Below are 24,585 nucleotides of genomic sequence, written 5' to 3' on the forward strand. Positions count from 1 at the left end.
GACAGAGGAATAAAGAATACTCCGGTAGCGTTGGTTATGTCACAAGGCAAGGAGATACATTGACCAAGCACAACGTAGCAATTATTGGCTCAGGCCCAGCCGGTCTTACCGCGGCAATCTACACCGCCCGTGCGGGTCTTAAACCTGTTCTGTTCGCGAGCTCCGTGTCACCGGGTGGTGACCTGATGAACACCACTGAGGTTGAGAACTTTCCCGGCTTCCCGAATGGCGTGCAGGGCCCAGAGCTCATGGCGCAAATGCAGGAACAGGCTGAAAAGTTTGGCACCCAGGTGCGCTACGAGGATGTCGACAAGCTCGCACTTGATGGTGAGACCAAGGTTATTACGACCGCTGACGGCACCGCGCATGAGGCAGCGACCGTTATCTTTGCAACAGGTTCCGCCTACCGCAAGCTAGGGGTGCCGGGTGAAGATAAACTCTCCGGTCACGGTGTTTCTTGGTGCGCCACCTGCGATGGTTTCTTTTTCCGTGACAAGGTTGTGGCGGTCGTCGGTGGCGGCGATTCTGCAATTGAGGAAGCAACCTTCCTGACCCGCTTTGCATCTAAGGTGTATCTGATTCACCGCCGCAACGAGCTGCGCGCCTCAAAAACCATGCAGGATCGCGCTTTCAACGATCCAAAAATTGAGTTCGTGTGGAACACCGAGGTGGTTGAAGCTATTGGCTCTGAAGAGCTTAAGGCGCTCAATTTGCGCAACCTTGAGAGCGGCGAAACAAGCACGCTCGAGGTAAACGGATTATTCGTCGCTATCGGCTCTGATCCACGCACTCACCTTATTCACAATCAACTGGAACTCACCGCAGAGGGCACCATTGCTGTGCAGGGGCGCACCTCGAAGACCAGTATTGCCGGAGTTTTTGCAGCGGGTGATGTGATCGACCCGAGCTACCGTCAGGCAATCACAGCCGCTGGCAGTGGCTGTGTTGCCGCGATCGATGTCGAGCACTATCTCGCAAACCTCACAGATAAGGCTGCATAAGTAAACCAAAAATAAATGTTTCACGTGAAACATTTCAAGGAGGACACAATGTCAAATGCAATTACAGTGACCGAAGACAGCTTCCAGAGCGATGTGCTCGAGTCGGATATTCCAGTTCTGGTTGACTTCTGGGCAGCGTGGTGCGGACCATGCCGTATGGTGGCTCCTGTGCTCGATGAAATCGCTGCAGAGCAGGAGGGCAAGCTGCGCGTTGCAAAGGTAAACGTCGATGAAAACCCGAACCTTGCTGCACAGTTCAGAATCACTTCCATTCCTGCTATGAAGGTGTTTAAAAACGGCGAAGAGGTGCGTGAGTTGATCGGCGCTATGCCAAAGCAGATGATTGAGCAGCACCTTGAGGGCATTATTTAATTAGCCTGCATACTTCGTTCTGTAAAATGAACACAAGAGCCGGGCCCCGGTTAATACTGGGGCCCGGCTCTTCTTGTCTCTCACCGTTAATCTAATTAGTCTTTGGTGAATTTGCTCGGATCGTCGTCAATCGCATCCGGATCGATTATGCGCTCGGTATTGGAGTCGTCAGAGACCGCAGCTGCGCTGCTGCCAGCAGCGGTGACCTCAGCATCTGCGGGAGCACCTGCAGCGCCTCCTGCGTCTGCTGCTGCGGCACCTGCTGCATCAGCATCGTCATCAGCATCGCGTTTGCGGCGCTTTGCGGCAAGCAGCAATAGCAGCACTGCCAGACCGACAAGAATAACCGCCGCAATAACAATACCGGCAATCTGAGCGCCTGTCTGCGCAAGCGACTGAGTTAGAGTTTGGAAAGTCATATTTTCTCCTCGTTGGATTAGTCAGCGCCGAGAGCCTTCAAGAGACGCTGAAGGTCTGCAAACGTCTCCCATTTGAAAACGATTCGGCCGTTCTTTGCGCCCATATTGATTTCGACGGCGGTTTCATAGAGTTCTTGTAGTTGCTTGGATGCTGCACCAAAATTGTTAATACCGCCGGTGCGCACCTTTGCCTTGCCTGGCGCCTTTAACTTTGCGGCATAGCTCTCAGCGGCACGCACGTTCATATCTTCGGCAATAATTTTGTCGGAGAACTTCTCCATCGCCTCTGTGTCGCGCAGAGATAGGATCGCACGAGCGTGCCCCGCGCTGTGTCGTCCGTCTGCAACACGCACCTGGATAGACTCTGGCAGGCGCAATAGACGCAGTGTGTTTGCTATCTGCGGCCGCGACCGACCGATTTTTGCCGCAAGCTGCTCTTGGGTGATACCGAAGTCGCTCATTAACTGCTGATACGCCGATGCTTCCTCAAGCGGGTTCAGATCTGCGCGATGCAGATTCTCAAGCAGAGCGTCGCGCAGCATGTCTTCATCTGCCGTCGAGCGCACAATCGCTGGGATCGTTTTTAAGCCTGCCCGCCCGCTCGCGCGGAAACGTCGCTCACCCATGATGAGCTCATAGCGTGGCTGCCCAATCGGTGGTTGCGGCTCGATGGCGCGCACAACAACAGGTTGAAACACACCAAATTCTTTGATGCTGTGCGCAAGTTCTTTTAGCGCTTCTTCATCAAACTCGGTGCGCGGGTTTACACGGTTTGGAGTGATGTCGGTCAGCGCAAGTTCGGTGAGCTGCGCACCCGGCACAGTCTTTAGTGACTGCTGTGCTTTTGCCTCGGGCGCTGTGTCGTCGATCGTGCGCCCGGCAGCACTAACCGCCTGCGCGTGTTGCGACTTCGCATTGCTGAGATACCCCGTCACACCGGTTTTCTCATCAGCCTCACCAGACTGTTGTAGTTGGCTTGCAACAGAGTCTGCAGTTGCAGCCGCTGTGCCGCCAGCTGAAGGAAAGAAAACATCAACTGGGCGATCAGCACCAGCCGGTGCCTGGGGGATAAGCGCACCAATCCCACGACCCAAACCACTGCGTTTTTTAGCCATTTAGTGACCCTCTTTCTCTTCGACTGGGGTTGGTTCAGACGACTCTGCAAAGCGTTCAGCTATTTCGTGCGCAGCTTCCAGGTATGCAAGAGCGCCAATATTGTTGCCGTCATAATTGTGCACGGTCTGGCTAAAGCTCGGCGCTTCAGCCACCCGCACAGAACGTGGTATGACCGTATGCAGTGTCTGCTTGGGGAAGTGCTCACGCACCTCTGCGGCAACCTCTGCAGAGAGATTTGTGCGTGTTGCATACATGGTCAACAAAATTGTTGAAAGCTCAAGTCGTGGGTTTAAATGACTCTTGATCAATTGAATATTGTTGATGAGCTGCGACAGGCCCTCCAGTGCGTAATACTCGCACTGAATCGGGATCAAAACCTCTGTTGCCGCTACAAAAGCGTTGATTGTTAACAGCCCGAGTGAGGGAGGGCAGTCAATAATCACATAATGGAACGGGTCTGTTTGCTCTGTCAGATAGGTGTGCAGGGCATTAGCTAAACGATATTCACGCTGTTCAAGACCGACTAGCTCGATTTCAGCACCGGCAAGGTGAATGGTTGACGGCACACAAAGTAAGTTTTCGTGATCTGTGCTCGGCTGCACAACATCGGCCATTTCAGCGTCGCCGATTAATACTTCGTAAATACTTGACGTATCTGGCATATGCGCAACGCCGAGGGCGGTAGAAGCGTTTCCTTGTGGATCAAGGTCAATCACCAGCACACGCGCCCCGCGACGAGCAAGCGCACCAGCTAAATTAACAGCTGAGGTGGTTTTACCCACGCCACCCTTTTGATTAGAGACCGTGAAAACCCGCACTTGATCTGGCAAAGGAGTCGCCACTTTTGCCAAATAGCGCTTGCGACGCAGCTTCTCAGCAATCTCATTTGCTAACGGGGTATCGAGCGACATCTTCCCTATCTAACTTCAGAATTTTAGTGAATAAATACTCCTCCAAGCATAGCGATAACCACTATGAATTTATCTCGGAGTTACGCACACTAATCTGCTGAACAAACGGTTTAACGCGCTACTGTGCCGCGGAAAACTCGGGTCGGTTCTGTAATTTCCTGACCCAGCACATGCACCTTATAGTTGTGCACCCGTGCTCGCTGCAGTTGTTTCTGAGCAGCCGCAATCTCAGCGTCAATTCCTTGGCCCTTCAGAAACAGCATTTCGCCGCCGTTTTCCAATAGCGGAGCAGTGATCGGAAGCAGCTTACGGAGTGCGGTAACAGCGCGCGCAGTAACCTGCTGCACCTCAAAAGCACCGTGATATTCTTCAGCTCGCCCGCGCAGCACCTCAACATTATCCAGTCTCAGGTTAGTGCGCTGTTCATGCAACCACGCGCACCGGCGCTCCATCGGTTCAATTAACCGAATCTGCACGTCTGGACGCAGCGCGGCGAGCACGATCCCCGGAAACCCTCCGCCGGAACCAATGTCGGCGAGTGTTCCGTTCTGTCGCAGCAGCGGTGCGAGCAGCGCAGAGTTAATAATGTGCCTTGTCCAGAGTCTCGCCGGCTCTAACGGCCCAATTAACCCCAGCAGTTCGCCACGATTAAAAAGATCTGTCGCAAAGTCACGCAGTTTGTCGGCGTGGGCGCCAGCTAAATCGTCAAGAAACTCCGGCTCTTGTTCTCGTACTTCAGTCATTGTTTCACGTGAAACAATTTAGGCGGCAGAGACCACTAAACGACGGTCTGCGCCCTCACCCTGAGACTCAGATTTATAGCCACATTCTGCGACATAATCGTGAATGAGCTTTCGTTCGTAAGAAGAAAGACCGCTAAATTCAACGCTTTCACGCCCTGCAATAATTTGGGTAATCGCGTAATCAACGCGCTTGCGCAGTTTCTCTTCATGCGCCTGGCGCGATCCGCCAATATCCAAAATCAGCCGTGAAAATTCGCCGGTCTCACGCTGCACCGCAAGCCGGGTGAGATCCTGCAGTGCCTGCACAACTTTAGGAGTTCCGATCCGATTTAGCTCTTCACCCCCGCCTGTAACAGATACAGTGGCCCGACCGTTTACAACAGCAAGATCTAAGTCACCGTCAAGATCTAAGATATCGAGCAAGCCTTCAATATAGTCGGCTGCGAGATCACCCTCAAGCTCTAACAGGTCTTCAGTATTTTGAACGTTCTCAGTCATTACTGATTGCCACCCTTCTTTTTCGCGCGCTTTGCGCTCATCGGCTGCTGCCGCTGGCCCGCAGTGTTTTTTACGCCCTCGACACGGTTTAGCTCAGCTACCTCATCGTCTGTGAGTTTTCCTTTAGCCTTCAGTCGCGCCTGACGATTGCGCCACGCCTCGCTCCCTGGAGTTGGCATTTGGTTAATAACTATCGCCTGCTGCACCATTGTCCAGATGTTTGAAGAGAACCAGTAGATGTTCAAAGCAAGTGGGAAGATGAACCCTGAGAAGAGGAAGGCGAACGGAATCACGTAGAGCAGCACTTTTTGCTGTCGATACATGGGTGATGCCTTCGTCTCGTCTGAGACGTTTTTCGACATAATTTGCAGCTGTGTGAAGAACTGGCTGGCGATCATAAGCACCATAATCACACCGAGCAGAATAAGCACACTCCACTCACCAGCGTCTCTCGCCTCACCAAACGACATCTTCAGCGGAGCACCCAAGAAAACTGCGTTATTGAAGGAGCTTGTTAGCTCCTGTGTCATAAAACCGATACCGGGCACATTATTTGCAGCATTGCGTAGCACGTAGAACAGCGCAAAGAAAATAGGCATCTGCGCCAGTATTGGGAAACACGAAGCGAGCGGATTTGTGCCGTGTTTGCGATAGAGCGCAAAGGTTTCCTGCTGCATCTGCTGCTGCGAGAACTGATCTCGCTTGCCCTTGTATTTAGCTTGGATTTTGCGCATTTCTGGGCCAAGCTCCATCATCTTGCGCTGACTGCGAATCTGCTTAAGTGTCAGCGGGATGATCAGAGAGCGCACAACAACAACAAGCCCGAGGACGGCTAGCACCCAGGTGATACCCGAGGCAGACTCGAGACCTAAGGCAGTGAAGAGGTTGTGCCACAGCACCAGCACAGCTTCCACGACCCAACGGATCGGCCACAACAGTGTTTCAAAAAAGCCCATTTACTTACGCCTTTCAACTCGCAGGTCTCACAAAACCGCCGCGAGTCAGTTCGGTGTTTGGTTGTTTTGCCCGGTGCACATGGTCGACGCCACCAGGGGAGAATGGATTACAGCGAAGCAGACGCCACACGGTCAACCCTGTGGCAATAACAAAGGATCGCTGTTGGTATGCCTCTAAAGCGTACCGCGAACAGCTTGGATAGTATTTACAAACATCCCCGTAAAGCGGAGAAATTATCGCACGGTAGAGACGCATAAACCCAATCGCGAAGTTGCGCGGCAGCAGCACAAGCACCCGTATCAATCTAGTTACTCGCATCAATCAGATCCCGATCTAGTCGCTCAAGCTGCTTGCGGATCGCGTTTTCAAGCTCTTGAAAACTAGCTTCTGCAGCCCCTGGAAACACTCGAAAAACAACAGCCGCACCAGAAAAGCCGTCTTTCACAGATTGGTAGCAGATTTCTTTTAAGCGTCTGCGCACGCGATTGCGCGTCACAGCATTGCCGACAGTTTTTGAGATTATGAACCCAAACTGACTGGGTGTTTCAGGGGACAGTAAAACCGCGTGGGCCAGGCTGAGCCTGCCTCCCACGCGGTAGCCGCTGCGCACAATGCGGCGGTAGTCTTCGCCTCGCTTAATGCGGTGCGTGCCCGCCATGGCAGCAGATAGCTTATGCGCTGAGCTTGCTGCGACCCTTGCGGCGACGTGCAGCTAGAATCGCACGACCAGCACGGGTGCGCATGCGCAGGCGGAAGCCGTGCTTCTTGGCACGACGGCGGTTATTTGGCTGGAATGTACGCTTGCTCATAAAAATTCTCCATGAAAATAAGACTGGATTCACAACCTTTTAAGGTTGCAACTATCTAGGCGACACAAATATATGCACCATACAAATAACTAACTTTAGCGTAAACACCCTGTTATGGCAAAAAATATTCCACAACACACGGTGCATTTAACTGCAGAATCAGCCGTTAGTGGAGTATCAAAAAATCCGGTTAGCTTCCACGCCGCGCATCGCGGTATTGTGGATATCTCCGTGAGAGTTTTCCACAATTTTCTGTAATTGCGCCAAAAAACGGTAATAATTTGCAGTATTTTGTGTATAACTCCTGTTAATACTCTTTGTGGATCGGCATTATTTTGGGCACTGAAGCAAACATTTGGGATCAAGTTATCGCAATTCTTCGCAACAACGCGGTCACACCCTCATACTGGGCTCAATTGCGTCTTGCTCGCACACAGGGCAGCGCAGATGGTTTTCTCTTCCTTGAAGTCGATCTAAAATTCACGCACCGCATCATTATGAGCCTGCGGCTGCAAATTATTGAGGCTTTCAAACAAATCCCCGAGGCCAGTAATCTCAACGACATTACAGTTATTAATCTCGAAGAAGTTCCTGAACTTTCTGAAACACCAAAAACAGCAGCACCGGAAATAGCAAAAGATCCCACCCCAGTTAATGAGGCAAAACCGATAAATCCGTGGGGTCACACAGAAACTGCAAAACAGGCAGAAACAACTGCCGCACCGGTTACAGTAAATCCAGCAGCGCCGGCGATCCGCCCCCAAAATATTGAAACTCGCGCTGTAACACCAAATCTTGAAACACAGCTGAATCCAAAACACACATTTGACAGTTTTGTTATTGGGCAAACAAATAATCTTGCGCACGCAGCCGCGCTGGCCGTGGCAGAAGCGCCCGGAAATTCATACAATCCGCTTTTTATATACGGTAGTTCTGGGCTTGGTAAAACACACCTGTTGCACGCGATCGGTAATCATGCGCTCGAATTAAACCCTGATCTAAAAGTGCGCTATGTGAATGCTGAAGACTTTACCAACGACTACATCAACTCAATTTCGCAGGGCCGGGGTCAAGAATTTAACACTCGCTGGCGTGAATATAATGTTCTGCTTGTTGACGATGTGCAGTTTTTCAGCGGCAAAATGGAAACTCAAGAAACGTTTTTCCACACTTTTAATGCGATGCACGACAGCAACCGGCAGGTGGTTTTAACGAGCGATGTGCAGCCACGGGAGTTGCAGGGTTTTGAAGAGCGTTTGCTGTCACGCTTCACATGGGGTTTGTCAACCGATATTCATGTTCCCGACCTAGAAACCCGTATCGCAATTCTGCAGAAAAAAGCGCAGCGTGACGATCTGCAGTTCAGCAACGATGTGCTTGAATACATCGCCTCAAAAATTACCTCAAATATTCGCGAACTTGAGGGCTCTCTATTGCGCGTTACTGCGTTTGCGAGCTTGCATAAAGAAGATGTCACCCTTGAATTAGTGCAGACCGCACTAAAAGGCAGTCTGCCAGACGATGCAGCCGCAGACATTCAACCGCAAGAGATTATCGACGCATGCATAAAGTATTTTGGTGTCTCAAATGATGAACTAACCGGGCCTGGGCGGTCAAAAGATATTGCGTTCGCACGCCAAGTTGCGATGTATCTTTGCAGGGAGCTCACAAGTCTGTCACTGCCCAAAATAGGTTCTTTCTTTGGTGGGCGCGACCACTCAACTGTGTTACACGCAACAAAGAAAATTTCACAGCTGCTCGGAAGCGATGCGAAGGTTTACACAACAATCTCAGAGCTCACAACACGAATCAAATCACCGGGAAAATAGAGAATTTAGCTTCTTAAACAGCTCATGCCCGACTTAATTATTTATCCCAAAAATCGTGATTTAAACACGACACCTGTGGATAACCAAAATTTTCTGTGACTTTTTGTGTATTAACACCTACAATCTGTGGATTGTGGACAACTAATTACATCTGCGTAATTTAGCGGTAAACATTGCTATTAACTGTTAATAAACAACTTACAAATGTGTAGTTCAATTGATTTTTAAGGTCACAAGCTAGTTATCAACAGTATCCACAGCCCCTATTACTACTAACCGTTATTTACAAAGCGGATCAAATTTTTCGTTAGTCCTTGTCACCCAAGGGAAATTACAAAATCACATACACGTATGTAAAAATTAAAGACAGTTACATTCAGTGTGTTGGGTTTCAAGCACTTAAATATAGGAGCATCGCAATGCGTTTTAGCATGAACCGTGAAGTGTTTGCAGAAGCTGTTGGCTTTCCAGTAGCAATGTTGCCAGCACGTGCAGCACAGCCAATTCTCGGTGGCATTCTGCTTGAGGCACACGATGGCAACGTCACATTCTCAATTTTTAACTTTGAGGTGTCAGCAAAAACAACTGTGCAGGCTGAGATTAATGAATCTGGTCGTGTTCTAGTTGCGGGGCGATTGCTTGCAACAATTGCAAATAAGCTGCCGGGCGATACGGTTGAACTTGAGCTGGTCGCAAACCAGTTGCAAATTAGCTCTGGGGCTGCTTCATTTAATTTGCCAGCAATGCCGGTTGAAGAATATCCAGCAATTCCAGACCTGACAGAGATTACAGGTGAAGTGCGCGGCTCTGATTTTGTTACTGCGGTAAATCAAGTATTTCCTGCTGCATCAAGCGAAGATGTAACCCCCGTTATTACCGGTGTGCACTTAAAAACAAAAGAAAACGTGCTGACCCTAACCGCAACAGACCGCTACCGGGTTGCGATGCGCGGGATTGATTGGGAAAATCACGATGCTGAAACAGAGCACGAAGCTTTGGTGCCCGCAAAGGTCATTCATGAGGTCTCAAAGCTTTTGGCGAAAGCCGAAACTATTAAAATTGTGATCCAGAAAAACGGTGATCGGCAGCTCATCGGATTCATTGGTGATGGCAGGTCAATAACCTCGACACTGATTTCTGGTAACTACCCGCCGGTTGAGCGTCTGTTTCCAGAGACGGTTGAAAACTTCGCGGTTATTAACACCGGTGACCTGCGCCAGGCAGTAGATCTAGTTTCAATCGTTGTTGAGCAGCACGCAGCTGTCAGATTTAACTTTGTTGACGGGCAGGTGACTCTCGAAGGAACAGGCGGCGAGGCCGGTCGCGCAACACAGTCGGTTGACACACACCTCGTAGGTGACGATGTGGTTATTTCACTGCGCCCTAGTTTTCTTCGCGACGGCTTAAACGGCGCAAACAGTGAATTTACTCGTATTGCATTCACTGCAACGAGCGTGCCAGGAAAGCCTGGCCCGGTGTTAATCTCAGGGCAGCGCAGCAAAGACTCGGCTGACGACACTAGTTTCCGCTATCTATTGCAGCCAAATCTCTTGCAGCGATAAAAGTTTACGCCTTCTAGGCACATGTGGATTAAGAGATTAGAGTTACACAACTTCCGAAATTATGAAAATTTGGAGGTTGAGTTTGATGCGGGCAAAGTTCTAATTCTTGGCCATAACGGGCAGGGCAAAACCAACTTAATTGAGGGTATCGCCTATTTTGACTCACTCTCATCACATCGTGTATCGAGTGATGCGCCGCTTTTAAAAGCGGGTGAGAACACCGGAGTTTTAAGAGTTATTGTTGCACACACCGGCTCAACAAAAGCAATGGATGTGCAGCTCCAGAGTGGGCGCGGCAAAAAAGCTCAGCTCAACGGTAACTCTATTGCCCCACGCGAGCTCACACGCTACCTCACAACAGTTGTTTTTGCTCCTGAAGATTTACAAATAGTGCGCGGCGAGCCGAGTGCGCGGCGCAGTTTTCTAGACTCTGCAATTGTTAGTCGCAATCCGATTTTTGCCGGGGTGTTACAAGAATACGAACGCGTTGTAAAACAACGGTCATCGCTATTGCGCGCTATTCGCGGCAATCCACACCAGTCAGGGTTTCGGGAGAATCTGGAATTTTGGAATTCTCATCTGCTGCTTTTGGGCACACGGGTGATGGCGGAACGGCGGCGGCTTGTTGATGATTTACTGCCTTATTTAAAAGAAGCTTATAAGGGTCTTGTTGGGGCGGATCACAGACCGGGATTAGCCCTTTATGAAACCGCAACAGCAAAAGAATCACGCCCCTATGTTGCGGGGGCATACGCGGGGGTAGATGGCTCTGAGGTTTTTGATCACCTGAGCAATGTTTCACGTGAAACATTGAGCGCGGATTTTAAATTTCAGCTTGACCGCCTGGAAAGAGCTGAAATTGAGCGTGGCCAAACACTGATTGGCCCGCACCGTGATGATTTGCAGTTAGAGCTAAACGGTCTACCTGTGAAGGGGTATGCAAGTCATGGTGAATCATGGTCGGTTGCACTCAGTCTGAAACTGGCAATAGCTGAACTTATGCGTGCCGAGCTTAATAGCGAAGACCCGGTTTTGATTCTTGACGATGTTTTTGCTGAGCTTGATGCCAAACGACGCGAAAGTTTGATGACGGCTGTCGGTGATTATGAGCAGGTGATCATAACCGCCGCTGTTGCCGCAGATATTCCACCGGGCATGCCCTGGCAGACTTTTATTATTAGCGGTGGCCGGTTGGTTAAATCAGAGGTTAGCGCTGATCCGCAAACTGTTTTTGCAAAGGCTGGTGTTGAATGAACGACAAAATTCGCCGCCGCCTGGAAGAGCAGTATTTGCTGAGTGTCAAAGTGTGGGGTGGCACCCGCAAAACAGTTGATGAGATGCGCCGCGTTGAAAATCAGCAGCGGGCAAAAACGCAACCGTTTGAGCGAGGGCGGGATCCACAACCGATCGGGAAGATAGTCGACTCGTTTATGCAGCGCGAAGGTTTCACGGTGCGGTTAGCAAATACCGCAGTTGTTGCGAACTGGGAAAAAATCGTTGGCCCAAATGTAGCTGCCCACACAGAAGTGCAGGGTTTAGTTAACGGCAAATTAGTGGTTGCGTGTGACTCCACCGCGTGGGCGACTGAATTACGGCTGCTCAGCAGCACCATTGTGAAGCGCTTGAAAGAGGAATACCCGGATGCCCAGGTGCGCACGGTTGAGGTGAAGGCACCGGGCACCGTTTCATGGCGGCACGGCAGGCGCGTTGTGCCGGGCAGAGGGCCACGCGATACTTACGGATAAAAATCAGGGTCTCACTATCCCAAAAATCACCCACCAGACAGCTTAAAAAAGCCCCTAGGAGGCCCTAATTTTGATAGGATTAGGGTAATTGTGCCCCCAGGGTTATGTTTGGCCTCTCAAGGGTCATTTCTGAAAGAGAAGTTAGCTGCATGAATTCGACCGCAAACGAAGAAGCCCAGAAGCCTGAATACGGAGCCCAGTCAATTCAGGTGCTCGAGGGTCTCGAGGCTGTTAGAAAGCGCCCGGGTATGTACATCGGTTCTACCGGTCCCCGCGGTTTGCACCACCTGGTTTATGAAATTGTTGACAACTCCGTTGATGAGGCGCTAGCCGGTTACTGTGACACCATTCACGTCACAATTTTGGCAGATGGCGGCGTTGAGGTTATCGACAACGGACGCGGTATTCCGGTGGATACGCACCCAACTGAGGGCAAATCCACTGTTGAGGTTGTGCTCACTGTGCTGCACGCTGGCGGTAAGTTCGGCGGTGGTGGGTATGCAGTGTCAGGCGGTTTGCACGGTGTTGGATCATCAGTTGTAAACGCGCTGTCTGAGCGCATGGAGGTTGAGGTTAAACGGCAGGGCTACAAATGGGGCATGTCGTTTACCAAGAGCGTGACAGATGCGCCGCTTGAAAAACGCGAAGCCACCGACGAAACAGGCACCAAGATTCGGTTCTGGCCGAGCGCAGACATTTTTGAAACCATCATTTTCGATTATGAAACGCTCAGGGCACGCTTCCAGCAGATGGCGTTCCTAAATAAGGGTCTGCGCATCACACTTACCGACCTGCGTGCGCAAGAACCGGTTGAAAATGAAGACGGTGAGCTGGTAACCCCTGAGCCACCGCGCAACGAATTCTATTACGAGAACGGTATTCAAGACTACGTCGCGCACCTCAATAAAGCGAAGCGTGCCGAGCTTGTGCATGATGAGATCATTTCGTTTGAATCAGAAGATAAAAATAAAACGATCTCCGCTGAAATTGCGATGCAGTGGACCACCGCTTATTCAGAGAGTGTGCACACCTACGCAAACACCATTAACACGCATGAGGGTGGCACACACGAAGAGGGCTTCCGTGCGGCGCTAACCTCACTTATGAATCGCTATGCGCGTGACAAAGGTCTTTTGAAAGAAAAGGACGACAATCTTTCTGGTGACGATGTTCGCGAAGGGCTCACAGCAGTTATCTCTGTAAAACTGAATGAGCCGCAGTTTGAGGGTCAAACCAAAACTAAACTCGGCAACACCGAGGCAAAGGGTTTTGTGCAGCGCATTGTGACTGAACAACTCACCGACTGGCTCGACTCACACCCGGCTGACGCAAAAATGATTGTGCGCAAGGCGATCAGCGCAGCTACAGCGCGGCTTGCGGCACGCAAGGCACGTGAAACAGCCCGCCGTAAGGGTGTGCTCGAGTCTGGCGGAATGCCCGGCAAGCTTGCAGACTGCTCCAGCAAAGATCCGAGCATTTCAGAAATCTTTATTGTGGAGGGTGACTCAGCCGGTGGCTCGGCTAAAACCGGCCGCAACCCTGAAACTCAGGCAATTCTGCCACTGCGCGGCAAAATTCTAAATGTTGAGAAGGCGCGTCTCGATCGCGCACTCAATAACAGCGAAATTCAGGCGATGATCACGGCATTCGGTGCCGGTATCGGGGAAGATTTCAATATTGAGAAGGCGCGCTATCACAAGATTGTGTTGATGGCCGATGCTGACGTTGACGGTCAGCACATCACAACACTGCTATTAACAATGCTGTTCCGCTACATGCGCCCATTGATTGAGCAGGGCTATGTTTACCTTGCGCAGCCGCCACTGTATCGAATTAAATGGGCAAACGCAGAGCACGAGTTTGTTTTCAGCGACGAAGAGCGTGACAGTGTTCTCGAAGCGGGGCGCGGCGCCGGTAAGCGACTTATGAAAGAGTCGGGCGTGCAGCGCTATAAGGGTCTTGGTGAAATGAACCACGAAGAGTTGTGGGAAACCACAATGAACCCTGAATCTCGCACGCTGCTGCAGGTGAGCATGGACGATGCCGCCGCCGCAGATGAAATTTTTGCAACCTTGATGGGCGAAGACGTTGAAGCCCGTCGTGGTTTCATCCAGCAAAACGCGAAGGATGTGCGTTTCCTTGACATCTAATAATGAAACTGAGGGTGGCAACGTGAGTGACAACTACACGCCAGAAACCAATGGCAGTGAGCACGATCACGGCAATATTGAACAGGTCGACCTAAAACTCGAGATGCAGCGCAGCTACCTCGACTACGCGATGAGCGTGATCGTGGGGCGTGCGCTTCCTGACGTTAGGGACGGTCTCAAGCCGGTGCACCGCCGCGTGATTTACACGATGTACGACGGCGGCTACCGCCCAGACAAAGCTTTTTCAAAGTGCACGCGCGTTATTGGTGACGTGATGGGGCAGTTCCACCCGCACGGTGACAGTGCGGTCTATGACACCCTTGTGCGTCTTGTGCAGCCGTGGTCGCTGCGCTACCCGCTCGCACTCGGCCAGGGTAACTTCGGATCCCCCGGTAACGATGGCGCCGCAGCACACCGTTACACCGAAACTAAGATGGCGCCGCTCGCTATGGAGATGGTGCGCGACATCGACGAAGACACTGTCGATTTTCAGGACAACTACGATGGCCGCACACAGGAGCCAACCGTGCTCACCGCGCGCTTCCCAAACCTTCTGGTGAACGGCTCGGTCGGTATCGCCGTGGGAATGGCAACAAATATTCCGCCGCACAATCTCCGTGAAATATCAGAGGCAGCAAAATGGCACCTCGAAAACCCAGACGCGAGCAAAGAAGAACTAATTGAAGCGCTGATCGAGCGTGTGAAGGGCCCAGACTTTCCAACCGGCGCACAGATTCTGGGCACTAAAGGGATTCGTGAGGCGTATCGCACCGGCCGCGGTTCAATTACTATGCGGGCGGTTGTCAATATTGAAGAGATTCAGGGTCGCACCTGCCTGGTGGTAACCGAACTGCCGTATCAGGTAAACCCCGATAACCTCGCAGTAAAAATCGCTGATCTCGTAAAAGAGGGGCGCATTCAGGGCATTGCGGATATCCGCGATGAGTCATCCGGTCGCACCGGGCAGCGCCTCGTTATCGTGTTAAAGCGCGACGCGGTAGCAAAGGTGGTGCTGAATAATCTTTATAAGCACACACAGTTGCAGGAAAACTTCAGCGCTAACATGCTGGCGATTGTTGACGGTGTGCCGCGCACTCTCTCACTCGACGGTTTTATCACGAACTGGGCGCACCACCAGGTGCAGGTGATCGTGCGTCGCACAAAGTTCCGCCTGCAAAAAGCAGAGGCTGAGGCGCATATTCAACGTGGCTACCTGAAAGCGCTAGATGCCCTTGATGAGGTTATTGCGCTGATCCGCCGCTCACCGACGGTTGACGAGGCGCGGGCGGGGCTCATGCAGCTGCTCGGTGTTGACGAAATCCAGGCTGACGCAATTCTCGCGCTGCAGCTGCGCCGTCTCGCTGCGCTGGAGCGCCAAAAAATTATGGATCTCGCGGCAAAGCTCGAGGCGCAGATTAAAGAATACGAAGGTATTCTCGCCGATCCGACCAAGCAGCGTGCGATTATTGTTGCCGAGCTTGACGATATTGTGAAGCGCTATGGTGATGAGCGCCGCACCGAAATTATGCACGGTTTTGACGGCGACATGTCGGTGGAAGACCTCATTCCAGAAGAGGAAATGGTTGTCACCGTTACCCGTGGTGGTTACATTAAGCGCACCCGGATCGACAACTATCGCTCGCAACACCGCGGCGGTAAGGGTGTTAAGGGCGCGGCACTGCGCTCAGACGATATCGTTGAACACTTCTTCGTGACCACCACCCACCAATGGCTGCTGTTCTTCACCAACACGGGCCGGGTTTACCGTGCGAAAGCGTGGGAGGCGCCTGAGGGCGGTCGCGATGCGAAGGGTCAGCACCTTGCAAATATGCTCGCGCTGGCACCGGATGAGCAGGTGACGCAGATCCTTGAGCTTGACGCATATCACGCAGATAAGTATCTGCTGTTAGCTACGCGTGACGGTCTGGTGAAGAAAACCGCGCTGCCAGAGTATGACACCAACCGCACCGGCGGAATTATCGCCATTAAGCTGCGCGATGGTGACGAGCTAGTGCAGGCTCTGGTTGCTGCAAACACCGATGATGTGCTGTTGATCTCAAAGCAGGGTATGAGCGTGCGTTTTAACGCAAACGATGACGCCCTGCGCCCGATGGGTCGCTCAACCAGCGGTGTGCGGGGCATGAAATTCCGTGCCGGTGATGAGCTGCTGAGCGCGGCAACAGTGGCGGATGACGGTTATGTGTTTGTTGTCACAGAGGGCGGCTATGCCAAGCGCACCGCGGTTGATGAGTATCGAGTGCAGCAGCGTGGCGGCTTTGGTATCAAGGTTGCCAAGCTTGATGAGGCACGCGGTGATCTTGTGGGCGGCTGCATTGTTGATGCGACTGATGAGGTGCTTGTCGTGCTGCAGAGCGGTAAAGTAGTACGCTCTAATGTAAATGAAGTGCCTGCAAAGGGCCGCAACACAATGGGTGTCGTTTTCGCGCGCTTCCCTGAAGGTGACAAGATTATAGGTATCGCCCGCAACCCTGAGCGCGGCTTAGATGATGTGGCTGATGCAGACACAGCAGCCGTAGAAACCGAAGAAACCGTTTAAGAACTGGGAAATTAAATGAATGAAGAAGTAGCTGAACAGCTTGCTACCAAGGCACGCCGCCGTGCTCCAGCAAAACAGGTTCGACTTAAGCTTGCTTATGTTGATTTCTGGTCGGCGGTGAAATATTCTTTTGTGATTTCACTGTGTTTGGCTGTGGCGGCTGTTGTTGCAACTGCGCTTATTTATCTCGTTCTGTTGCAGACCGGTGTATTCGATCGCATCTCTGGTCTGCTATCAGATGCGGCCGGCACACAGTTTGATATTGCGAATATCTTAGGGCTGCCGCAGGTGATGGGTTTTGCGCTTATCTGCGGTCTTTTGAACACTGTAGTTGGCACCGCGCTTGGTGGGCTTGCAGCGGTTATTTACAACTCACTGGTGCGCGCGCTCGGCGGGTTCCAGTTGGGCTTTACCAGCAATTAATTTGCTTGCGGATCAGGGTAACCGTTCCTGATCCGCAAGATCGCCCCGTGCTTAAGACTTGGGTCGCGGCGCAACACTCCGAGACTCTCCGTTTGCAGTTTGCGCAATCTGCTATTGTTCGTGTAAAGTAAATCCTTGGTTACGGGCCTATAGCTCAGGCGGTTAGAGCGCTTCACTGATAATGAAGAGGTCCCTGGTTCAAGTCCAGGTAGGCCCACCATTAAACCCGCGAGAGATCGCGGGTTTTTATTTTTATGGCGATAAGCTAGAGGCGTGAAGCAGACTGTTTTTGAAGCTAATAAGCCGGATAAGAGCGTTATCGAAGCCTCGCTAGAGAATTCAAAACTCTCTTGCTTTTGGCTGGAAGATGCGCAGCCGAACGCGCCGCACTACGCCCAACTCGATGAGGATATTCTCGCAGATTTCGCGGTTGTGGGCGGCGGCTATGCCGGGCTTTGGACGGCTATCAAACTAAAGACAGAGCATCCTGATGCGAAAGTTGTGCTGCTTGAAGCAAAGCGTATCGGGTGGGCGGCCTCCGGGCGCAACGGTGGTTTTTGCGAAGCGAGCATCACGCACGGTGAGCCTAACGCTGAGGCGCGCTGGCCGGATGAGCTTGCGCAGTTGCACCGGCTGGGCGTTGAAAATCTTGATGCGATCGAAAAGTTCCTGATCGAGAACGATATCGATGCCGATTGGGAACGCACCGGCGCGCTTGAGGTGGCAAACGAAGAGTATCAGCTCGCATACCTTGAGGGCGAAGATCCTGAGGATGCTGCAGCCACCGATACTGTGTTGTTAGATACTGAGGGGGTGCGCAGCAGAATCAACTCGCCGACCTTCCTTGGCGGCATGTATTCTGCACGCGAAAACGCTATTGTGCATCCCGCAAAACTTGCTTACGGGCTGGCACGTCACGCCGCGAAAATAGGTGTTGAGATCTATGAAAACTCTCGTGTTTTAGATCTTGTAACCGCAAAATCTGGGGATGCGCCGATCCGCCTGCAGCTGCAGGGTGCGAGCGTTGCCGCAGACCGTATGGCGCTGTGCACGAACGTGTTCCCTGCGCTGTTAAAGCGCTATCGCTTTCACACTATTCCGGTTTATGACTATGTGTTGATGACAGAGCCGCTGACTGATGAGCAGCTTGCCGCTATCGGGTGGGAGGGTCGTGAGGGCCTGAGCGATCTGGCAAACCAGTTCCACTATTCTCGCCTCACTAAAGAGAACAGAATTCTGTGGGGCGGCTATGATGCGGTCTATCATGCGGGCGGTAAGATCCGCCGTAAGTATGAGGATCGTGCTGAGACCTTTAACAAACTGGCGTCGCACTTCTTTACAACTTTCCCGCAGCTTGCGGGTCTGCGCTTCACACACCGGTGGGCGGGTGTGATTGATTCAAGCACCCGCTTCTGTGCCTTCTTTGGTGAGGCCTTTGGTGGGCGCATTCAGTATGTTGCGGGTTTCACCGGTCTTGGTGTCGGCGCCACGCACTTTGCCGCAGATGTGATTGTCGACCGTTTTGCCGGGCGCAAGACTGAGCGCACCGAACTGAATATGGTGAAGGAGGTGCCGCTGCCGTTCCCACCGGAACCGTTCGCCGCTGTCGGAGTAAACATGTTCCGCTGGTCTTTTGATCGGGCGGATCGCAACGACGGGAAGCGCAACCTATTTTTAAAAACCATGGATGCTGTGGGGATGGGGTTTGATTCATGAGCATCGCGATGCCCGAGGGCGTAAACGGGGTTGTTAATGCGCTGACGGAAAGTGTTGAGCTGCACGATGTGGAGGTGGCCAGCGTGGTTAGCGGGTCCCCTCGCCAGGGTGTTTTGGAGTTGGGCACTATCGGTGCGAGAGCTGGCGCAACAACTGAGGTTGGCATTTGGGAGCTTTCTGCCGGCGAAGTGACAGACACTGAAATCGATGAGATTTTTGTTGTCATCTCTGGTGCCGCAACTATTGAGCTGCTAGAGGTGCCCGGGCACCCGGCGGAAACTGGCCGTGTGCTTACGGTTGCCGCCGGTGATGTTGTGCGACTTGTTGCAGGCACGCGCACAAAGTGGACGGTCACCGAGCGCATCCGGAAAATTTACTTTGCCGTCTAGTCGGGCGACACGCCGAGCGAGATAGACTAGCTTGCGTGCGCTTTTCAACTCGTGTTAGAGTATTCGAGTTGTCACTGACAGCGGGCCCTTAGCTCAGTTGGTAGAGCGCTTGCTTTGCAAGCAAGATGTCGGGAGTTCGATTCTCCCAGGGTCCACAATCACCCCGTGATTCTCTTGAGATCACGGGGTTTTTCGTTTCTTCACCCTAAGACAGAAGATGCATTTTTCATGTAATGTCAAGTTATGCGTGCGAATACTGTATTTACGCTAGGTTTTTTCGCCACTATTGTGCTCGCATTTTGGGTGATCATCTCATTTGCTAGAAGCGGAGCTTTCTTTGATCCAGTATCAATTTTGGGTGCAATTGTAGGGGGCTTTTTTGTCACTCTTATGGCTAGAAAAATATTTAAGAGTGACGCAGATTCCCCTAAAGGGCCTAATGTGTAAAGCGTTACTTAGCGAACCCTAGTTAAAACTGCGCTGTAAGTTCCTTTTCATGATTACCGGGGGGGGGTATACTTGGAGTATTTGTCCCTCAGATGAAGGTACCCCTATGTCTACTGAAGTTTCCAAGACACGATTTTCTGCTGTCTTAAAGCGGCTACTGGTAGCTGTTTTAGGGTTGGTGCTGGTTGCTGCTGGTGTTGTTGGTCCTGCTGCTATCCCCGCAGCGCAGGCAATGGGGGCACAAGACCTGGTGATGCGGTTAGGCACCTCTGACAGTGTTATTCAGGATGGTTTGCAGCCGAGGTTGGAATATCCTTCGGGTGAGAGTATCCCGGCGAGTGTGCGTCTTGAGACGAGCAATCTTGATCCCATCCCGCATGCGGTTGTGCGCGTTGAGGTGTTGAAGGGCAATCCGGTAGATCCGGCTAGCCCCAACACTGACGATAAATATATTGCGGATCCGGCTTTTCCAAGCTCTGCTTTCGCAGAGAAAACAGAGCGTGGTGAAGACGCTGAGAAGTGGTGGATAGAATACACTTTTAAGGCGCTTGAGGGGTCTAACTCTTATGAGTATCCTTTCCCGTTTCAGTTCAAGAATTTTGTTACCCCAGATGGCACCACTGCGACGGTGAATGCTTTTGTGCGTGATGCTGCGGGTGAGGTTTTGCGGGAGCAGTCGATTACCTTTACGGGGCGCGCGAGTTCTGAATACACCTCACGTAAAGAAGGGCAGGCCTATAGCTGGTTACCAGACAGTGCAGGGCAAACGGTCCGCGGTGAGGGCGGTATCCATATATTTAGTCCCACAATTACTCACAATGATGAATGGTCTGCTGAAAAGACACTAGAGAATGTCACAAAGGTGCCAGGAGATTTTGGTGAAGCCTATCTCTCTATGTATGGTAATACGGTACGGTACAGATTGTGTGTGACTAATGTGCCTCTGCCCGGTGAAGATAGGGGAGTCGGGGTCTATCGCGGCACAACCGCAACCATAGTGGACTACTTCCCTGAGGGTGCAACTCTTGACACGGCTCATTCTACGAACCGTGATTGGGTGCTCGCCGAAGACGGTAAGTCAGCCTCAAAAACTGTTCAACTCTCAGGAGATAGGAGCGAGATCTGTGATTACATACGGCTGACCTATACCGGTCTGCCTGTGTCAACTGACGGTCAGCCGGTGCGAAGTGACTACTCTAATGCGGTAATTTACCGAAACCGAGCAGTTACTACTATCGATCAGGGTCTACCCAGTGAAAAAGTGCTGCCTGAGGTGAAGTGGGATCATGCGTATCGCATAACCGAGCGACGTGTTTTTTTCCACTCTAGCCAAACTATCTACACTTCAAAAAACGTTCCGTCTAACAATTATGTTTATAGTAACGGTAAGTTTTTCTACCGTGATGCAGGCCTTAATCAGAGGTTTGACCGTTCTGGAAAAGGCTTTACTTGGGAGGTCGGTGTAAGAGATCAGAATAATGGCGCAAGCTTCGAGCACACCTCACCGGCTCGTGGTGGTCAGATTACCGAGCTGAGTGAAATTCGAGACTACAATCTTGACCCGCGACTCTACTTTAACGAAGCACGCTTAAGAGTCGGTTCGATTAACGCACAAAGAACCTATTTAACAAGAGATGAGGCAGAGGCAAGAGTTTTGACTGCGCGCCCCTATCTCGTAGGGGTCGGCGTTGATGGCACCGAAACCGAAATTGCTGAGATCACCTCATTGAGTGAGCCGGTCACAATTAACGACAACGAACGGACGTTTAACGAGTTAAAACTGCGGTTTAAAAATGGCCCGCTGCAGCTTGATAACTTCAGCGCGCTATTGGAGCTTAGTGCCCTTCCAGATGAGGAGGAGTGGGCGCGTTGGGCAAAGGGTGACTACACCGCAGAACAGTATGATAATCACGCAGATTTCACTTTCCAGCGTGTGCAGTACGAATTGATTGAGAACGTTAATACCGATGGCAGTGTAACCTACACTGACGGGAAGGCAATAACTAACTTTCCGGTTGAGACTAGGACGGATAGTAACCAGAACGAGGTTAGGGTGTCGTCCTCTGATCCGCGGGTTCGGATGGTTGCGAACAGCAACTATGATCTAGTGCCCTATATAAACTGTGAGGCTGAGGTGCCCGCAGGAAGGCAACTTACTCCAGATAACTGTGGCCGCATGAAGAAGTTTAATTTTTCATACCAGCCGTTTAACAGTACTAGTTTCACTGGTCAGGAAACTTTTACTGGGTTAGAGGGTGTTGTGCTGCTGCCGCCGGGTGTTGAGTACGTTAACACGATATATACGCAATATAACGGGTGGTCTCATTATCCACATAGAACTGGAGACAGTTATATTGAACCGAAAGTTGTGCCTAACTATTTGAACACGGGTCGCACCGGTTTGATCTATGAGTTCCCGGAAGAGTTAAAACCGCAGGGAAATCGAGAAGTTGCAAAAGTTGAGCTGGTGCTTGACACCACACTGTATGCAAAACAGGGCAGAAACGAGATTGATTTCTTCTGGACCTGGCAGAATAACACCGATTACGGCAGCCCTCGGGCGTCTGATGTTAATGGCGCGGGTGGCTATCGTGACGAACTTGATCTTGACGGAGACGGTGATCGAGAGGAATTCTTCCTGCACAACACGCGTTATGTGAATTTTGTGCCACCGCTTGAAGTGCTTGCAAAGAAGTATGTTTCTGTGGACGGCAAAAACTGGAGTTTTGACGCGCCCGTGCAAGACCTAGGCGGTGACCTGTTCTATCGTCTCGAAGTATCCAATGGTGACAGGCTTCCTGTCTCTAGTCTGCATTTGATTGATGTTGTGCCCTCACTTGAGGATTATTCAATTGTTGACGGTTATACAGCCGACAGCCCCAATGAACGCGTCTATTCACCTCGCACCTGGCAGAAGGTGAACGCCGATGGCACGGTAGAAACTGTTACCCACTCTGCATATGTCACACCGCTTGTTAGTGCGCTAGAGGATGTGGAACAGAACAATACCGTGCAGCGGGGTGTTGACCGTTCGGCAAACGATCTGTTTACTTTCATGTATTCAGTAACTGAGCAGGCCAAGAGCGGGGATATTCTTGCTTCAGTGCGAGATTCGCGCTGGTACACCAAAGATGAGTTTGTCGCTGCCTTTGGTGATACCCCCGCTGCGTGGGCACAGGTGAAGAGCATTCGTGCCGACCTGAAACAGGGTGCGGCTATTCCTGCGACTACTGATGTGTCCATCGTGGCGCAGGCTAAAATACCGTTTACTGCCGAAACTCGGGCGCTTGATAGCGGTGTGAAGGCTGTTAATACTGTGGCAATGTCGCGTGACGGCGTGAACTACCTGCAGGGCAACTCGGTGCGCTCTGAAGTGGTTGACTACAGTGTTAGCGGCATTGTGTTCCACGACCTTAACCAAAACGGTAATCGTGACGCTGATGAGCCTCTGCTGCCGGGATACACGGTCGAACTGGTAAATGCTGACGGCACTCCCGCTAAGCATCCGGATGGTGCTCCGATTCCAGCGGTGCAGAGCGGAGACAACGGCGAATACAGCTTCGATGTCTATGCCCGTGGTGACTACCTTGTGAAATTCACAAAGAACGAGCGTGAGAGGTTCACCAGTCTTGGTGATGGTGCTGCCAATATTGCCAACCATGTGAAAGATGTGCGTGGCAACTCTGGTGCAACTGAGAAGTTCACTCTAACCCCTAACCACCGTCACGATATTCGTAATGCCGGCCTCACCCCGACTGTTGGTGTTGTGAAGGTGTTGAAGACTGTTGCGGGTGTTGATCCGGGGCCGGGTGTTAAGTTTGAGCTTGCTTGGAAGGAAGCTCTTGCTGGTGTGCCTGCGCCTGAGCGGTTGCCTGAACCGTTTACTGGGGCTACTGATTCGACTGGTGGTTTGCAGTGGGATAGTGTGCCGTTTGGTGTTTACACGCTGACTGAGACTGAGGCGCCGGATAATCTTGTGAAGGCTGCTCCGGTTACTGTGACTGTTGCTTCTGATGCGGTTACTGTGAATGGTGAGGCTGTTGCTGATCGCACGGTGACTGTTGATAACAAGATTGTGTCTGGTGCTGTGAAGCTGCGTAAGGTTGATGGTGCTGGTGGTGTGCTTGCTGGTGCTGAGTTTGAGCTGCGTAAGGATGACGCGGTTGTTGCTACGGCGACCTCGGATGATGCTGGTGTAGTGCAGTTTGATGGTGTTTCGTATGGCGCTTATAGTGTTGTTGAGACTAAGGCGCCAGAGGGTTATGTGTTGGATCAGGAGCCGCTTGCTGTGAAGGTTGAGCGGGATGGTGTGACTGTTGATTTGGGTGATGTCGTCAACAACGCCGAACCGACGGTTGGTGTTGTGAAGGTGTTGAAGACTGTTGCGGGTGTTGATCCGGGGCCGGGTGTTAAGTTTGAGCTTGCTTGGAAGGAAGCTCTTGCTGGTGTGCCTGCGCCTGAGCGGTTGCCTGAACCGTTTACTGGGGCTACTGATTCGACTGGTGGTTTGCAGTGGGATAGTGTGCCGTTTGGTGTTTACACGCTGACTGAGACTGAGGCGCCGGATAATCTTGTGAAGGCTGCTCCGGTTACTGTGACTGTTGCTTCTGATGCGGTTACTGTGAATGGTGAGGCTGTTGCTGATCGCACGGTGACTGTTGATAACAAGATTGTGTCTGGTGCTGTGAAGCTGCGTAAGGTTGATGGTGCTGGTGGTGTGCTTGCTGGTGCTGAGTTTGAGCTGCGTAAGGATGACGCGGTTGTTGCTACGGCGACCTCGGATGATGCTGGTGTAGTGCAGTTTGATGGTGTTTCGTATGGCGCTTATAGTGTTGTTGAGACTAAGGCGCCAGAGGGTTATGTGTTGGATCAGGAGCCGCTTGCTGTGAAGGTTGAGCGGGATGGTGTGACTGTTGATTTGGGTGATGTCGTCAACAACGC

General features: G+C 51.7%; 21 protein-coding genes and 2 tRNA genes. 14 read left to right on the forward strand and 9 right to left on the reverse strand.

Annotated elements, in window-relative coordinates:
* Window positions 1-59 precede the first annotated feature (59 nt).
* Together trxB and trxA are read left to right on the forward strand one after the other, a co-directional pair.
* A complete protein-coding gene (gene trxB / locus HCQ99_RS06585) occupies window positions 60-1,001 on the forward strand; it encodes a thioredoxin-disulfide reductase (RefSeq protein WP_166987808.1) in 942 nt (313 codons plus the stop codon).
* Between the two features lie 48 nt (window positions 1,002-1,049).
* On the forward strand, window positions 1,050-1,373 hold the full coding sequence (gene trxA / locus HCQ99_RS06590; RefSeq protein WP_166987810.1) for a thioredoxin: 324 nt from the start codon (window positions 1,050-1,052) through the stop codon (window positions 1,371-1,373).
* A gap of 95 nt (window positions 1,374-1,468) precedes the next feature.
* Here the strand turns inward: trxA and HCQ99_RS06595 are convergent, their stop codons facing one another.
* The 9 genes from HCQ99_RS06595 to rpmH form a co-directional block, all read right to left on the reverse strand.
* Complete coding sequence (locus HCQ99_RS06595; RefSeq protein ID WP_166987813.1) at window positions 1,469-1,792, reverse strand: LPXTG cell wall anchor domain-containing protein; 324 nt, start codon at window positions 1,790-1,792, stop codon at window positions 1,469-1,471.
* A gap of 17 nt (window positions 1,793-1,809) precedes the next feature.
* Window positions 1,810-2,907, reverse strand: coding sequence for a ParB/RepB/Spo0J family partition protein (locus tag HCQ99_RS06600; RefSeq protein WP_166987815.1), 1,098 nt, complete (start codon window positions 2,905-2,907; stop codon window positions 1,810-1,812).
* A complete protein-coding gene (locus HCQ99_RS06605) occupies window positions 2,908-3,819 on the reverse strand; it encodes a ParA family protein (protein ID WP_166987818.1) in 912 nt (303 codons plus the stop codon).
* Window positions 3,820-3,929: 110 nt separating this feature from the next.
* Complete coding sequence (rsmG, locus tag HCQ99_RS06610; protein WP_166987820.1) at window positions 3,930-4,562, reverse strand: 16S rRNA (guanine(527)-N(7))-methyltransferase RsmG; 633 nt, start codon at window positions 4,560-4,562, stop codon at window positions 3,930-3,932.
* Window positions 4,563-4,580: 18 nt separating this feature from the next.
* Window positions 4,581-5,060, reverse strand: coding sequence for a Jag family protein (locus HCQ99_RS06615; RefSeq protein WP_166987823.1), 480 nt, complete (start codon window positions 5,058-5,060; stop codon window positions 4,581-4,583).
* A complete protein-coding gene (yidC, locus tag HCQ99_RS06620) occupies window positions 5,060-6,016 on the reverse strand; it encodes a membrane protein insertase YidC (protein WP_166987825.1) in 957 nt (318 codons plus the stop codon). The genes HCQ99_RS06615 and yidC overlap by 1 nt, the downstream gene beginning before the upstream one ends.
* 13 nt (window positions 6,017-6,029) lie before the next feature.
* Window positions 6,030-6,335: a membrane protein insertion efficiency factor YidD gene (gene yidD, locus HCQ99_RS06625; protein ID WP_166987827.1), complete on the reverse strand. Its 306-nt coding sequence runs from the start codon at window positions 6,333-6,335 to the stop codon at window positions 6,030-6,032.
* The gene (rnpA, locus tag HCQ99_RS06630; protein WP_166987830.1) at window positions 6,322-6,675 is read right to left on the reverse strand and encodes a ribonuclease P protein component; all 354 of its coding nucleotides are present in this window, start codon (window positions 6,673-6,675) and stop codon (window positions 6,322-6,324) included. The genes yidD and rnpA overlap by 14 nt, the downstream gene beginning before the upstream one ends.
* A 13-nt stretch (window positions 6,676-6,688) precedes the next feature.
* Window positions 6,689-6,826 (reverse strand): 50S ribosomal protein L34, encoded by a 138-nt coding sequence (gene rpmH, locus HCQ99_RS06635; RefSeq protein ID WP_166987832.1) that lies wholly within the window; start codon window positions 6,824-6,826, stop codon window positions 6,689-6,691.
* 323 nt (window positions 6,827-7,149) lie between these two features.
* Here rpmH and dnaA point away from each other — a divergent pair, with 323 nt between their 5' ends.
* The 12 genes from dnaA to HCQ99_RS06695 all read left to right on the forward strand — a co-directional run.
* Complete coding sequence (gene dnaA / locus HCQ99_RS06640; protein ID WP_166987874.1) at window positions 7,150-8,655, forward strand: chromosomal replication initiator protein DnaA; 1,506 nt, start codon at window positions 7,150-7,152, stop codon at window positions 8,653-8,655.
* Between the two features lie 419 nt (window positions 8,656-9,074).
* On the forward strand, window positions 9,075-10,217 hold the full coding sequence (dnaN, locus tag HCQ99_RS06645; RefSeq protein WP_166987835.1) for a DNA polymerase III subunit beta: 1,143 nt from the start codon (window positions 9,075-9,077) through the stop codon (window positions 10,215-10,217).
* A gap of 21 nt (window positions 10,218-10,238) precedes the next feature.
* Window positions 10,239-11,471 carry a DNA replication/repair protein RecF gene (gene recF, locus HCQ99_RS06650; RefSeq protein ID WP_166987838.1) on the forward strand — a complete coding sequence of 411 codons (1,233 nt, stop codon included), beginning with the start codon at window positions 10,239-10,241 and terminating at the stop codon, window positions 11,469-11,471.
* Entirely contained in the window at window positions 11,468-11,962 is a 495-nt protein-coding gene (locus HCQ99_RS06655; protein WP_166987840.1) for a DciA family protein, read from the forward strand. Before recF ends, HCQ99_RS06655 begins: the two co-directional genes overlap by 4 nt.
* Window positions 11,963-12,111: 149 nt before the next feature.
* Window positions 12,112-14,112 carry a DNA topoisomerase (ATP-hydrolyzing) subunit B gene (gene gyrB / locus HCQ99_RS06660; RefSeq protein ID WP_166987843.1) on the forward strand — a complete coding sequence of 667 codons (2,001 nt, stop codon included), beginning with the start codon at window positions 12,112-12,114 and terminating at the stop codon, window positions 14,110-14,112.
* Window positions 14,090-16,669: a DNA gyrase subunit A gene (gene gyrA / locus HCQ99_RS06665; protein ID WP_166987845.1), complete on the forward strand. Its 2,580-nt coding sequence runs from the start codon at window positions 14,090-14,092 to the stop codon at window positions 16,667-16,669. Before gyrB ends, gyrA begins: the two co-directional genes overlap by 23 nt.
* Before the next feature lie 15 nt (window positions 16,670-16,684).
* A complete protein-coding gene (locus tag HCQ99_RS06670) occupies window positions 16,685-17,092 on the forward strand; it encodes a DUF3566 domain-containing protein (protein WP_166987848.1) in 408 nt (135 codons plus the stop codon).
* Between the two features lie 143 nt (window positions 17,093-17,235).
* Window positions 17,236-17,312, forward strand: a tRNA-Ile gene (locus HCQ99_RS06675).
* Between the two features lie 53 nt (window positions 17,313-17,365).
* Window positions 17,366-18,808 (forward strand): NAD(P)/FAD-dependent oxidoreductase, encoded by a 1,443-nt coding sequence (locus HCQ99_RS06680; protein ID WP_166987850.1) that lies wholly within the window; start codon window positions 17,366-17,368, stop codon window positions 18,806-18,808.
* On the forward strand, window positions 18,805-19,197 hold the full coding sequence (locus HCQ99_RS06685; protein WP_166987853.1) for a cupin domain-containing protein: 393 nt from the start codon (window positions 18,805-18,807) through the stop codon (window positions 19,195-19,197). Before HCQ99_RS06680 ends, HCQ99_RS06685 begins: the two co-directional genes overlap by 4 nt.
* Before the next feature lie 82 nt (window positions 19,198-19,279).
* Window positions 19,280-19,352, forward strand: a tRNA-Ala gene (locus tag HCQ99_RS06690).
* 398 nt (window positions 19,353-19,750) lie between these two features.
* Window positions 19,751-24,585: SpaA isopeptide-forming pilin-related protein (locus HCQ99_RS06695; RefSeq protein WP_208317184.1), on the forward strand; the 4,835-nt coding region annotated here is incomplete at its 3' end.

This window comes from Canibacter zhoujuaniae (assembly GCF_011752015.1).
Taxonomy (GTDB): Bacteria; Actinomycetota; Actinomycetes; order Actinomycetales; family Microbacteriaceae; genus Canibacter; species Canibacter zhoujuaniae.